We start from the raw sequence: 12,290 nt of genomic DNA on the forward strand, positions 1-12,290 counted from the left end.
TCTTTCCTGATGAGTCGGGCGCCGCAGCCGACCGCTGCGGCGCCCGCTATGCTCACTTCGCCGGCAGACCGGGCGGGTTGGTGCGCGACTGCTCGATCGCCTCGGGGGCGAGGTTCCAGCGCCCGAGCGCCTTGGCGTAGTTGCCGTTGCCGATCTGGGTGTTGACGGCGTGGGTGATCGCCTCGGCGAGCCCAGCGCCCTTGCGGGTCGTCACCGCGATCTCGGCCAGCACCGGCCAGCCGCCGGAGAAATTGCCGGCGAGGCGGGTCTTGTTCTCCTGCGCCGCCTTGAAGCTCAGAAGGGCATTCGGGCCGAGATAGGCGTCGGCGCGGCCGGTCTCGAGCGCCAGATAGAGCACGACGTCGTCGTCATAATACTGGATCTCGGCCGGCTTCAGCCCGTCCTTCACGTTCTGCTCGTTCCAGCGCAGCAGGATCTGCTCCTGGTTGGTGCCGGAGCCGACGATGATCTTGAGGCCGGCGACGTCGCGCGGCTCGCGGATCTGGATCTCGTTGTCCTTCTTCACATAGAAGCCGAGCAGGTCCTTGCGGTAGGTCGAGAAGTCGAACTTCTCCTTGCGCTGCTCGGTGACGGTGATGTTGGAGATCGCCGCATCGTATTTGCCGGAGGCGACGCCGAGCGGCCAGTCGGCCCAGGAGACCGGGACGATCTCGAGCTTGCGGCCAAGCGCATCGGCGACGAGGTAGGCGATGTCGGGCTCGGAGCCAATGATCGTCTTGGCGTCAGCGGTGTAGCCGGCGAAGGGCAGGCGGCCGGTGGCGTTGGCGACGGTGAAGACGCCGTCCTTCACGAACTTCGCGTCCTTGCCGATCAGCTTGATCGCGGCTTCGTCGCGCTGCGCCCGCGGCCGTCCGGGCTGCTCGGGCGAAAGGTCGATCGCCTGCTGGGCGAGGCCGAGCGAAGGGAGAAGCGCGCCGGCCGAGGCGGCGCCAAGCAGGGCGAGCGTATTGCGTCGTGTAATCATGGTTTGCTCCTTGGAAATGATGCTCAGAGGACCTTGGCGAGGAATTCGCGGGTACGCGGATGGTCTGGTTCGGCGAGGACACGGGCCGGTGGGCCGACTTCGAGGATGCGGCCGGCCTCCATGAAGACGACCTCGTCGGCGACCTCGCGGGCGAAGCCGATCTCATGGGTGACGATCACCAGCGTCGTGCCGGAGCGGGCGAGCTCCTTGATGACGTCGAGCACCTCGTTGACCAGCTCGGGATCGAGCGCCGAGGTCGGCTCGTCGAAGAGCAGCACCTTGGGCTTCAGGGCGAGCGCCCGGGCGATGGCGACGCGCTGCTGCTGGCCGCCGGAGAGCTGACGCGGATAGGCGTCGACCTTGTCGGCAAGGCCGACGCGGGCGAGCAGTTCGCGCGCCTCAGCCAACGCCTGCTCGCGGCTGACGCCGCGCACCGAAAGCGGCGCCTCGATGACGTTCTCGATCGCGGTCAGATGCGGGAACAGGTTGAAGCTCTGGAAGACCATGCCGACATCGACGCGGCGCTTCAGGATCTCACGCTCCTTGAGTTCGTAGAGCGTGTCGCCATCCTGCCGGTAGCCTATCAGTTCGCCGTCGATCGCGATGAAGCCCTCATCGACACGCTCGAGATGGTTGATCGAGCGCAGCAGGGTCGATTTGCCGGAGCCGGACTGGCCGATGATCGCGGTGACGCTGCCGGGGCGCAAAGCCAGGCTGACATCGTCGAGCACCTTGAGCGGGCCGAAGCTCTTCGAGACGTTGCTGATCCGGATCTCGCCGCCGCTGCGCCGCAGGCTCGCCAGCGAAGGAGCGGCCGCGGCGGATGAACCCGGCTGAGCCAGTGCAGCCTCGGTGCGGCGCGCCGCTGCGGCATCACGCGAGTGGCCGAAGCGGGCCAGCGCCAGGGCTATCAGCGAGGGCGGCGGATTGCGCAGCGCGCCACGCGAGTAATAGCGCTCGATATGGTGCTGGACGAAGGAGAGAACGCTCAGGATGACGAGGTACCAGACCGTCGCCACCATCAGCAGCGGGATCACCTCGAGATTGCGCCGGTAGATGATCTGGATGGTGTAGAACAGCTCGGGCAGCGCCAAGATGTAGACTTGGCTGGTGCCCTTCGCGAGAAGGATGATCTCGTTGAAGCCGTTGGGCAGGATGGTGCGCATCGCCTGCGGCAGCACGATTCGCGAGAACTGGCGTCGTCGCGGCAGGCCGAGCGCGGCCGCCGCCTCGTGCTGGCCCTGGTCGACCGAGAGGATACCGCCGCGCACGATCTCCGAGGAGAAGGCGCCGGCGTGCAGGGTGAGCCCGAGCACCGCCGCGAAGAACGGCGTGATCAACTGCGTCGTCGACCAGGAGGCGAAGGTGATCTCGGTGAAGGGAATGCCGAGCCAGACCGTCGAATAGAGATAGCCGAGATTGTTGAGGATCAGCAGCAGCACGATCAGCGGGATCGAGCGGAACAGCCAGACATAGGCCCAGGACAGCGAGGCCAGCAGCGGCGAGCCGGAGACCCGCGCCAGCGCGAGGCCCGTGCCGAGCAGGAAGCCGAGCACCGTGCCGAGCAGGGTGAGCAGCAGCGTCCGCGCCAGCCCGGCCAGCACCGGCTCGGCGAAGAACCATTCGGCGAAGACATCCCAGCCCCAGCGCGGATTGGAGAGGACCGAGTTCACGACCGCGACGATCACCACGACCGCGAAGGCGGTGCCGATCGTCCGGGCCGGATAGCGCGCCGGCACAATCCGATAGCGGCTGAAATCGCGGGTCGGCGGGGTGCTGTGGGCGCGCGTCGGCAGGCCCGCGAAATCGCTGGCGAGGCTCATGGCTGGTCTCGTTTTCTGTTGGTGCGGCGGGCAGCGCGATCAGGCGGCGCTGGCAGGCAGTTGCTCGGCGGGCGGGCGCGGCCGATAGGCCGCAACCGCCAGATCCTTCTCGAAGGCGAGTTTCTTGTAGACCTCGGGATCGACGGCGGGATCGAAGAGCGGCGTGTAGCCGGTAGAGAGGTAGAGGTCCCTCGCCTCGGGCTGGCGGAAGCCGGTGGTCAGGAAGATCTTGCCATAGCCCTGGCGCGCAGCCTGTGCCTCCAGCTCTTCGACGACGCGGCGGGCAAGGCCCTGGCGGCGGAAGGCGCTGTCGGTCCACATCCGCTTGAGCTCGGCTGTCTGCGCGTCATAGCGCTTGAAGGCGCCGCCGGCGATAGCGCGACCATCACGGAGCAGCAGCACGAAATTGCCCTCCGGCGGCGCGAACAGCGAGGCCGGATAGCGACTCATCTCAGCGCCGGGCGGCTCGCCGAAATAGCTGCCGTAACGGGTGGCGTATTCCCAGGTCAGCTGCTCGACGAGGGGCTCGGCGAGCGGGTCGAGGGGCGTGGTGTAGAAGAATTCGTCGGCCATGAGAAAGCCTCTCGGATCGCGAGGTTCTGGAAACGGGTTCTGGGCAGCTTTCAGCCGGCCTTGCGCGGCGCGGATGCCCGAGCCGGGCGGGCATAGCGGCTCTCGCGACGTGGCAAGCCGAGATGGTTGCGCAGCGTTTCGCCCGGCAGGCTGCGGTCGTAGACGCCGCGCGCTTCCAGCACCGGGATGACCAGCTCGATGAAATCGTCGAGCCCCTGGCCGATCACCGGGAAGCCGAGGATGAAGCCATCGGCCGCCTGCTTCTCGACGCGCTCGATCAGGATATCGGCGATCTCCTCGGCGGAGCCGATCAGGTCGGCGCGCGGGGTCGCGGCTTCCAGCGCCGCCTCGCGCAAGGTCTGGCGCTTCAGGGCGGCGGTGCGCTTGATCCGGTCGGTGGTCGAGCGGAAGCTGTTCTTGCCGATATCGCCGAGCTCGGGGAAAGGCGCATCGAGCGGATAGGCGCTGAAATCGTGATGGTCGAAATAGCGGCCGAGATAGGCGAGCGCCTCGTCGGTCGAGACGAGATCGCGGATCGCCTGGTACTTGTCCTCGGCCTCCTTGCGGGTGCGGCCGACGATCGGCCCGGCGCTCGGGAAGATCTTGACCTCGCTTGCGAGCCGCCCCTGCGCGATCGCGCTGGTCTTGATGCTGCGATAGAAGGCCTGGCCTTCCTCCAGCGAGACATGATTGGCGAAGACCGCATCGGCATGGCGTCCGGCAAGGCCGATGCCGGCATCCGACGCGCCGGCCTGGAACAGCACCGGCTGGCCCTGCGGCGAGCGCTGGATGTTGAGCGGGCCCTCGACCTGGAAGAAGCGGCCCTTGTAGCCGAGCGTGTGCAGCTTCTCGCGGTCGAAGAAGCGGCCGGCCTCACGGTCGCGGACGAAAGCGTCGTCGTCCCAGGAATCCCAGAGCCCCTTGGCGACGTCGAGATATTCATGCGCGATCTCGTAACGCAGCGAATGCTCGGGATGCGGGCGCCCGTAATTGCGGCCAGAGCCCTCCAGCGGCGAGGTGACCGCGTTCCAGCCGGCGCGTCCGCCCGAGATCAGGTCGAGCGAGGCGAATTGCCGGGCGATGGTGAAGGGGTCGCTATAGGAGGTCGAGACCGTGCCGACGAGGCCGAGCTTCTTCGTTACCGTCGCCAGCGCCGAGAGGATGGTCAGCGGCTCGAGGCGATTGAGGAAATGCGGGATCGACTTCTCGTTGATGTAGAGCCCGTCGGCCACGAAGGCGAAGGCGATGCCGTTCTCCTCGGCCTTGCGGGCGTTGCGGATGAAGAAGTCGAGATTGACGCTGGCATCGGCCGGATTGCTGGGATGACGCCAGGCGTTCATGTGGCTGCCGGGGCCCTGCAGCATCAGGCCGAAGGTGAGACGGGTCTTGCTCATCAAAGTCTCCTGTCGGCTCAGGCCGCTAGCGCCGGCGCATCGCCGGCAAGCAGCGTGATCGAGGCGAGGCGCTGGGCAGTCGCGGCGGCCGGGGTGTCGATGACGAATTCGGCGATGCCGAAGCGGGCGGAGAGCGCGTCGAGCTCGCGCCGGACATCCTCGGCAGTGCCGGAGAGGATGCTGGGGCGACGGATCTCGGTGGTGTAGGAGGCGGCGCCGGCCTGGCGGGCGAACTCGGCCGCCTGTTCCTCGCTGCCGAGATTGACGCTCTGGCCATTGTCGAGCGTCAGCCTGACGACACGCAGTGGATCGGTCAGCACCCGCGCCTCCTCCGCCGTCGCCGCGGCGAGGGCGGCGAGGCCGAACAGCGGCAGCTGCTTGGCGCCGGCCTCCGCATAGGCGTTGAGGCTGCCCTCGATCGCCTTCGGATCGCCGTTGAGCTGGCCGGCGAAGACGAAACGCCAGCCACGCTCGGCCGCGAGCCGGGCACTGTCCGGGCTGGCGCCAAGCAGGAAGCGCTCCGCTGGCGCAGGCGGCTTCGGCAGGGCCTGCGCACCGGCAAGCGGATCATCCGCATCGAGCGAACCCGAGAGGAAGCCGTCGAGCTCGGCCAGCAGCGCTTCGAAGGAGCGGGCGCTCTTGGAATCGTGCTGGACGCGCAGCGCCTTGGTCGAGAGCGGCAGGCCGCCCGGCGCCTTGCCGATGCCGAGATCGATACGACCCGGCGCCAGCGTCGCGAGCAGGTTGAAGGTCTCGGCGACCTTGTAGGGGCTGTAATGCTGCAGGAGCACGCCGCCGGAGCCGATGCGGATGCGGCGCGTGCGGGCGATCAGATGCGCCACCAGGATCTCCGGCGCCGAGCTGGCGAGGCCGGGAAAGCCGTGATGCTCGGCGAGCCAGAAGCGGCGATAGCCGAGACGCTCGGCGGCCTGCGCAAATGCGACCGTGCGCTGGAGGGCGTCGACCGCGCTCTCGCCGTCGAGGATCGGGCTCTTGTCGAGCAGGCTGAGGGAATAGGCCATGGGATCGCTCGCCGGGATCAGATGCCGCGCAGGCCGCAGGCCGTGCGCGCCTCCTCGGCCATCCAGCCGAGGCGCTCGTAGTCGCCGCGCCAATAGACCAGCGCCGCGTCGTCGCCGCCGAGCCGGACCTCGCGCACGCGGCCGATGACGATGGCGTGCGAATGCCGCTCGATCAGTTCCTCGACCTCGCAGGCGAGCGTGGCCAGCGCGCCCTCCAGCAGCGGCGCGCCGGTGATGCCTTCGATCCAGTTCGCCCCGGCATAGCGCGCTTCGCCCTTCTCGCCGGCGCGGCCAGCAAAACGGTCGGCGATCTGCTTTTGCGTGGCGTTGAGAAAATTGACGCCGAAGCTGCGATGGCGGGCGAGCACGGGAAAGCTCGACGAGCTGAGATTGAGCCCAAACATCACCGTCGGCGGCTCGGCGGAAAGCGACGCGAGCGAGGTGACGGTCAGCCCGGTGCGATCCGCGCCCTGCCCGGTCGTGATCACGCTGACGCCGCCTGCGAGATGGCGCAGTGCCGCTCGGAAACTCGGTACTTCGGCTTGCGCCACCGCCGTTCGGCTGAACGGGCGGGATGCCGCGGATGCTGGATTAACGAGCGAGACAACGGTCATGAAGGCCTCGGCTGGCGGGAGGACGCAGCGAGGCGCGCGCCGTCAGGGAACGACGCTTCGACCGGGCGAGCCGGCACGCTGACGCTGCTAGGAAGCGATAGGTCCTGCGGTCAGGCCGCCGGACGAAAGATCAGGAACACTACAGCAGACTGCTGGAGCGTTCAGACTCTGAAGTATTACCCGGTTTCATCGACGTGTCTCCGCGCCAGGAGCCCACGATGTCATCGTGGTGCTTTTAGCTTTTTTGACGCGGTGCAAGCTGCTCCAGCAAATCCCGCGACCGGGCGCAGTCGTAAGCGCTCGATACTGACATTCTTCCTGCGAAACCATGCAGGGTCAACGAAATGTCTTTTCAAAGATGCGGCCGAGAGGAGGCGGAAGCGCTCGCCTCCGGCCGCCGGCACGGCAGGTTTCTGCTCTGCCGCGAAAAGCCGGCCGTTCAGGCCGCGGCGGTGCGGCGCTGGCGGAACAGCCGCCAGGCCGGCGTCAGCAGGATGGCGGCGCTGAGCAAAGCCAGGATGACCGCGATCGGCGTCGAGACCAGCGCCGAGGCACTGCCGCCGGAGATGGTCAGCGCCAGCCTGAGCTGGCTTTCGACCATCGGGCCAAGCAGCAGCCCGAGCACGATCGGCGCGCTCGGATAATCGAGCCGCTCCAGCACATAGCCGATCAGGCCGACGCCGAGCAGCACCCAGAGGTCGAACAGCGAATTGTTGACCGAATAGACGCCGACGGTGACGAAGAGCAGGATCACCGGAGCAAGCACGATGCGCGGCAGGCGCAGCACCTGGCCGAAGATGCGCGTCGCCGCCAGGCCTCCGACGATGGCGAGCAGGAAGGACGTCACCAGGAACTGCAGCATGAAGCCGTAGACAATGTCCGGATGCTCGCGGAAGAGCTGCGGCCCGGGCCTGAGGCCATGCACGAGCAGGCCGCCGAGGATGACGGCTGCGACACCCGAACCGGGAATGCCGAGCGCCAGCGCCGGGATCAGCGAGGCCGCATTGTCGGCGCCGTTGCCGCACTCGGACGCCGCGACGCCCTCGGGATTGCCGTGACCGAAGGTCTCGGGATTGCGGGCGACGCGCTTGGCCTCGTTATAGGCGAGGAAGGACGACATGCTGCCGCCCGCGCCCGGCAGGATGCCGATGATGATGCCGATGATCGAAGAGCGGATCCAGACCGGCGTGAAGAAGCGCCATTGGCTCAGCGCCGAGCCCTGGCGGTGCAGCTTGAGCTTGTCGCCGCTCATGCCGGTCTTCACCGCTTCCTCGACGATCTGCAGCACCGGCGGTACGGCAAAGAGCCCGGTCAGCAGCACGATCGCGCTGAAGCCGTCGAGCAAGTCGAGCTGGCCGAAGGTGAAGCGCTCGGTGCCGTTCGAAATGTCCTGGCCGACCGCCCCGATCAGGAGGCCGATACCGCAGGCGATCAGCCCCTTCGGCAGGTCGTCACCGAGCAGCGAGGAGACAGTGGCGAGGCCCAGAATGCCGAGCCAGAAGTATTCGATCGGCCCGAAGAGCAGGCTGAACGAGACCAAAGGCGGCGAGAGCAGGATCAGCGAGATCGAGGAGAGCACGCTGCCGATGACGCCCGAGAGCAGCGCGACCTGCAGCGCATAGGCGGCCTGCCCCTTCTGGGTCATCTTGTAGCCGTCGAGCACGGTTGCGACCGAGGCCGGCGTGCCCGGCACGCGCATCAGGATCGCGGGAATGGCGCCACCATAGGAGCCGCCATTGTACATGCCGGCCATCATGCCGAGCGCGAACAGCGGATCGAGCCCGAAGGTCAGCGGGATCAGCACGGCAAGGCCGGTGACGACGGTCAGCCCCGGCAGGCAGCCGACGACGAGTCCGGCGATCAGGCCGATGAACATGGCGAGAATGTTCATCGGCGCGAAGACGAGCGGGATGGCGTGCAGCAGCGCGTCGATCATCTGAGCTTCGCCAGCAGGGGTGAGAGGAGATCTTCCGGGATCGGGCGGCCGAGCGCGTAGACGAAGATCAGCAGGATCGAGACGACGCAGACCACCCCGACCAACGCCGCCAGCCCCCAGCGCCGGAAGCCCACCGCCGCCGGCAGGAACACGCAGAGTGCCAGGCTCGGCAGGATGAAGCCGATCGCGCTGACCGCAGCGAAATAGGCGACGAGCGCCGCGATACCGATGGCGAGACGCGGGCCGTGCTCGGCGAAGGCGCCGGGCGTCGGCTTGCTGCGAAGGCGGCGCAGGATCTCGCGCACCGCGATCCACAGACCCAGCACCGCCATGCCGGCGGCGATCACGACCGGATAGGCCGCGCTTTCGAAGGGATAGGTCGACGCCATCGCGATGACCGCGAGCGAGACCGCGACGAGCACGAGCGCGAAGACGATCTCGACCGGGCTGCGCGAACGGCCCTCTGCCGTGGCCGGCGCGACCTCCCCCGTCACTTCCACGGCGTCGCCTTCCAGGTCGCCTCGAGATCGGTGGTGGCGCGGTCGAGGAAGGCCTTGAAGTCGCTGGAGGCGAGGTATTGCAGCGGGATCTCTGCCTTCTTGGCGGCGTCGAGATATTCCGGATCCTTCAGCGCCTGGTCGATCGCCTTCTCCAGCTTGGCGACGACATCGGCCGGCACGCCCTTGGGCGCGGCGATGCCGCGCGAGGCACCGACGACGACATCATAGCCGGCTTCGCGGAAGGTCGGGGCGTCCGGGAGGTATGCGGAGCGCTCGGCACTCATCACGCCGATCACCTTGATGTTGCCCTCGCGGGCGATTTGAAGGGCCTCACTCAGGTTCATCGTCGCGGCCGGGACATGGCCGCCGAGCACAGCCTGGCGGACCGGGGCGGTGCCGCCGAAGAAGGCCGGGGTGAACTTGGTGTCGGCGAGGCGCTGGAAGTTCAGCAGCGCGATGTGCTCTGAGGAGCCGCTGGCGCCGGAGGTGCCGATCACGAGCGGCGTCGAGGCCTTCTTCGCCGCGTCGATCAGGTCCTTCAGCGAGCCGTAGGAACTGGTCTTCGGCACGACGAGAACGCCGGGATCGTAGACGAGGTTCGCGATCGGCTGCAGGTCGCCCATCTTGAACTTGGTCTTGCCCTCGACGACCAGCGCATTGATCGCCGGCGCGTTGATGAAGCCGATGGTGTAGCCGTCGGGCTTGCCCTGGGCGACGGCGGTCCAGCCGATCTCGCCGCCAGCACCGGGCTTGTTGATCACGCCGATGCGGGCGCTGCCGCCGAGATATTTCTCCATGTAGCGGGCGATCGAGCGGGCGGCGACATCGGTGCCGCCGCCCGGCGCGAAGGCGACGATCATCTCGATCGGCTTCTCAGGGTATTCGGCGCGGGCGGCGCCGCTGGCGAGGAGCGTGGCTCCGAGGGCGGCGGCGATCGACAGGCGCTTGATCATCGGGACACTCCTTCAGGAGGTGGAAACGGAGAGATCGGCAGGCAGGGCGTCGGCATCGGTCCATTCGTCGCCGAGCAATTCGGGCGTGTCATAGGCGACGAGCGAGCGGTAATGAGCCTCGCGATCGGCGACGAAGAGGGCGCGGGCGATGCCGCGGCCGAGCCGGTCCGCGCCGGCGCTGACGGCGGGGATGTCGCCGGAGAGTTTTCCGTGGCTCAGCATCGCCGGATAGTTGAAGCAGTGGATGCGGGCCAGCGCCGGGCAGCTGCCGGGCACCCTCTCCTGGAACTCGAAGGAGGGGCCGAGATCAGGGGCGCTCTCCAGCTCGGGGTTATTGATCCCCTCCGAGACGTAACGATCCTTCCAGAAGCGGATGAAGGGCGCGACCGCGGCAAGCTCCGGCCGTTCGCCGAGATCGACCGAGAAGCCGGTGGCGAAGATCAGGAAGTCGAGCGTGTAAGTTCCCTTCGGCGTCGTCAGCGCCAGCGCGCCATCCTTCTCCTTTAGATCAAGGATCGGGCTGCCGAGATGGAAGCGGGCATTGGCATGGCGCGAGACGCGCAGGGTCGAGTCGCGTGGCGGCGGCGTCTGCGCCTTCAGCGCATAGTCGAAGAAGCGCCATTTCCATTCATCCGGCAGGCCGGCGACGCCGTGGACGACACCCTGGCTGCCGATACCGGTGAACTTGTTGATGCGCGGCAATTCCTTGCGGCGCACGAAGAGGTCGAGGCTGGCGACACCCTCTTCCAGCGCGGTCGCAGCATTGTCCATGGCCGAGGCCCCGGCGCCGACGACGCCGACGCGCTTGCCTTTCAAGGCGGCGAAATCGATCGCGTCGGCGCTGTGCGCCCAGAAGCGGCGGTCGACCGTCCCAGCGATCGGCGGCACCCAGGGCGCGCCGAGCCCGTCGCGGCCGGTGGCGAGCACGAGATGGCGGGCGAAGAGTGTGCGCGAGCCCCGCGCATCCGAGACCGTGAGCGCCAGCAGGTCGCCTTCCGGAGTGACTGCGTCGACCGACACGCCGTTCTCGACCGGCAGCTCCAGCACCTTCCGATACCAGACGAGATAGTCCATCCATAGCGGCCGCGGGATCTTGCCGAGGGCGTCCCAGGCGGCGCGGCCATGTTGCGCCTCGTACCAGGCCCGGAACGTCAGCGCGGGCAGGCCGAGCGCCGGGCCGGTGAGCTGCTTCGGCGAGCGCAGCGTCTCCATCCGCGCATAGGTCACCCAGGGACCCTCGCGGCCGGCGGGGGCGCGGTCGAGCACGGCGATGTTCGAGAGGCCTAGCCCCTTGAGCGCGCCGGCGGCGGCGAGGCCGCACATGCCGGCGCCGACGATCACCACGTCGCGGACGCGCTGGCCGTCATGCTCGCGCGGCGGCACCCAGTCCTTGGCCGGCCATTCCAGCCAGTCCAGGTCCTGGCGCAGGCGCTGCTCCAGCGCGGGCAGGCCGACGGGAAGAGGCGAGACGGCGTTCATGCCGCCCCCCTGACCGGCTTGGGGCCGAAAAGGTCAGCCATCAATCGCTCGCGCGCCGTCGGCGGATGCTTGACGAAGCCGGGCAGTGTCTCGCGCGAGATCGCCTCCAGCGCCGCGATCAGCCCGTCGACCAGCGGCGTCGCCGGGCGGCCATAGGGCGTCACCACGCCCCAGAGGAAGGAAATCGGCACGTCGAGCTTGCGGATCGCGACGCCTTCGAGCGGCATGCCATAGGCGATGACCGGTTCGAGAATGGCGATGCCGAGCCCGGCGCGCGCCGCCATCAGCGCCGTATTCGAGGTGTTGGCATCGAGAAGTCCGGCGGGCCGCACTCCGGCGCGTTCCAGCGCCGCATCGACGCGCCGGCGCCAGCGGAAAGGGTTGGCCATGGCGATCAACCGGCGGTCGGCGACTGCGGCGAGCGGGATCGTCTCGGCTTCAGCGAGCGGATCATCGGCACGCACGGCGACGACGCAAGGCGCCTCGCCGATCCAGTGGAGTTCGAGGGCGGGATGATCGACCGGCAGGCTGGTGACACCGATCTCGGCGACATGGGTCGCGACCGACTGCACGACCTGCTCGGCCAGCGCCGCCCGGATATGGACCTGCCCGGGCAGAGCATCCTCGCCGAGCCGCGCCAGGGCGGCCGGCAGCATGCCGGCGGCGAAGGAGGCGATCGAGGCGATTTCCAGGGAGCGCGGCTTGTCGGCGGCGATGGCGGCGGCCCGCTCGCGCAATTGCCGGAGCCAGGCGATGACCGGCTCGACCTCCTGATGGAAGCGCAGGCCCTGCTCGGTCGGCGTCACCCGCGGGCCGGCGCGGTGCAGCACGCTGAAGCCGAGCGTCTCCTCCAGCTCCTGGATCTGCCGGGTTAGCGCCGGCTGCGAACGGCCGAGCAGCCTGGCGCCGCCGGTGATGCTGCCGGCGGAGAAGACTGCGGCGAAGGCTTCGAGCTGGCGCAGGTCCATGCGTTCACAGGCTGGATCATTATTCCTAAATCGGATGATAGAT

The 12,290-nt window shown here is 68.1% G+C and carries 11 protein-coding genes; all 11 read right to left on the minus strand.

Going from position 1 to position 12,290, the window contains the following annotated elements; all coding sequences use genetic code 11:
- Nucleotides 1-52: 52 nt before the first annotated feature.
- Nucleotides 53-985 carry an ABC transporter substrate-binding protein gene (locus tag AC07O0_RS27120; protein WP_494627456.1) on the minus strand — a complete coding sequence of 311 codons (933 nt, stop codon included), beginning with the start codon at nucleotides 983-985 and terminating at the stop codon, nucleotides 53-55.
- Nucleotides 986-1,008: 23 nt separating this feature from the next.
- The gene (locus AC07O0_RS27125) at nucleotides 1,009-2,808 is read right to left on the minus strand and encodes an amino acid ABC transporter permease/ATP-binding protein (RefSeq protein ID WP_494627457.1); all 1,800 of its coding nucleotides are present in this window, start codon (nucleotides 2,806-2,808) and stop codon (nucleotides 1,009-1,011) included.
- Nucleotides 2,809-2,847: 39 nt separating this feature from the next.
- Nucleotides 2,848-3,381 (minus strand): GNAT family N-acetyltransferase, encoded by a 534-nt coding sequence (locus tag AC07O0_RS27130; RefSeq protein ID WP_494627458.1) that lies wholly within the window; start codon nucleotides 3,379-3,381, stop codon nucleotides 2,848-2,850.
- Nucleotides 3,382-3,431: 50 nt separating this feature from the next.
- Nucleotides 3,432-4,775, minus strand: a complete 1,344-nt coding sequence (locus tag AC07O0_RS27135; RefSeq protein WP_494627460.1) for an LLM class flavin-dependent oxidoreductase — start codon at nucleotides 4,773-4,775, stop codon at nucleotides 3,432-3,434.
- 17 nt (nucleotides 4,776-4,792) lie between these two features.
- The gene (locus AC07O0_RS27140) at nucleotides 4,793-5,797 is read right to left on the minus strand and encodes an MsnO8 family LLM class oxidoreductase (protein WP_494627462.1); all 1,005 of its coding nucleotides are present in this window, start codon (nucleotides 5,795-5,797) and stop codon (nucleotides 4,793-4,795) included.
- 17 nt (nucleotides 5,798-5,814) lie between these two features.
- Nucleotides 5,815-6,411 (minus strand): flavin reductase family protein, encoded by a 597-nt coding sequence (locus AC07O0_RS27145; protein ID WP_494627464.1) that lies wholly within the window; start codon nucleotides 6,409-6,411, stop codon nucleotides 5,815-5,817.
- Nucleotides 6,412-6,850: 439 nt separating this feature from the next.
- Entirely contained in the window at nucleotides 6,851-8,347 is a 1,497-nt protein-coding gene (locus AC07O0_RS27150; RefSeq protein WP_494627465.1) for a tripartite tricarboxylate transporter permease, read from the minus strand.
- Nucleotides 8,344-8,847 (minus strand): tripartite tricarboxylate transporter TctB family protein, encoded by a 504-nt coding sequence (locus AC07O0_RS27155; RefSeq protein WP_494627467.1) that lies wholly within the window; start codon nucleotides 8,845-8,847, stop codon nucleotides 8,344-8,346. The genes AC07O0_RS27150 and AC07O0_RS27155 overlap by 4 nt, the downstream gene beginning before the upstream one ends.
- Complete coding sequence (locus AC07O0_RS27160; RefSeq protein WP_494627469.1) at nucleotides 8,838-9,800, minus strand: tripartite tricarboxylate transporter substrate binding protein; 963 nt, start codon at nucleotides 9,798-9,800, stop codon at nucleotides 8,838-8,840. The genes AC07O0_RS27155 and AC07O0_RS27160 overlap by 10 nt, the downstream gene beginning before the upstream one ends.
- Nucleotides 9,801-9,812: 12 nt before the next feature.
- A complete protein-coding gene (locus AC07O0_RS27165) occupies nucleotides 9,813-11,279 on the minus strand; it encodes an NAD(P)-binding domain-containing protein (RefSeq protein ID WP_494627471.1) in 1,467 nt (488 codons plus the stop codon).
- Nucleotides 11,276-12,247, minus strand: a complete 972-nt coding sequence (locus AC07O0_RS27170) for a LysR family transcriptional regulator (protein ID WP_494627473.1) — start codon at nucleotides 12,245-12,247, stop codon at nucleotides 11,276-11,278. The genes AC07O0_RS27165 and AC07O0_RS27170 overlap by 4 nt, the downstream gene beginning before the upstream one ends.
- Nucleotides 12,248-12,290 lie beyond the last annotated feature (43 nt).

Source organism: Allobosea sp. GW821-FHT10B12, from assembly GCF_059415545.1.

Coding starts and splice junctions, on each gene's coding strand:
- AC07O0_RS27120 (WP_494627456.1), bottom strand. CDS start 985: ATGATTACACGACGCAATACGCTCGCCCTGCTTGGCGCCGCCTCGGCC.
- AC07O0_RS27125 (WP_494627457.1), bottom strand. CDS start 2,808: ATGAGCCTCGCCAGCGATTTCGCGGGCCTGCCGACGCGCGCCCACAGC.
- AC07O0_RS27130 (WP_494627458.1), bottom strand. CDS start 3,381: ATGGCCGACGAATTCTTCTACACCACGCCCCTCGACCCGCTCGCCGAG.
- AC07O0_RS27135 (WP_494627460.1), bottom strand. CDS start 4,775: ATGAGCAAGACCCGTCTCACCTTCGGCCTGATGCTGCAGGGCCCCGGC.
- AC07O0_RS27140 (WP_494627462.1), bottom strand. CDS start 5,797: ATGGCCTATTCCCTCAGCCTGCTCGACAAGAGCCCGATCCTCGACGGC.
- AC07O0_RS27145 (WP_494627464.1), bottom strand. CDS start 6,411: ATGACCGTTGTCTCGCTCGTTAATCCAGCATCCGCGGCATCCCGCCCG.
- AC07O0_RS27150 (WP_494627465.1), bottom strand. CDS start 8,347: ATGATCGACGCGCTGCTGCACGCCATCCCGCTCGTCTTCGCGCCGATG.
- AC07O0_RS27160 (WP_494627469.1), bottom strand. CDS start 9,800: ATGATCAAGCGCCTGTCGATCGCCGCCGCCCTCGGAGCCACGCTCCTC.
- AC07O0_RS27165 (WP_494627471.1), bottom strand. CDS start 11,279: ATGAACGCCGTCTCGCCTCTTCCCGTCGGCCTGCCCGCGCTGGAGCAG.
- AC07O0_RS27170 (WP_494627473.1), bottom strand. CDS start 12,247: ATGGACCTGCGCCAGCTCGAAGCCTTCGCCGCAGTCTTCTCCGCCGGC.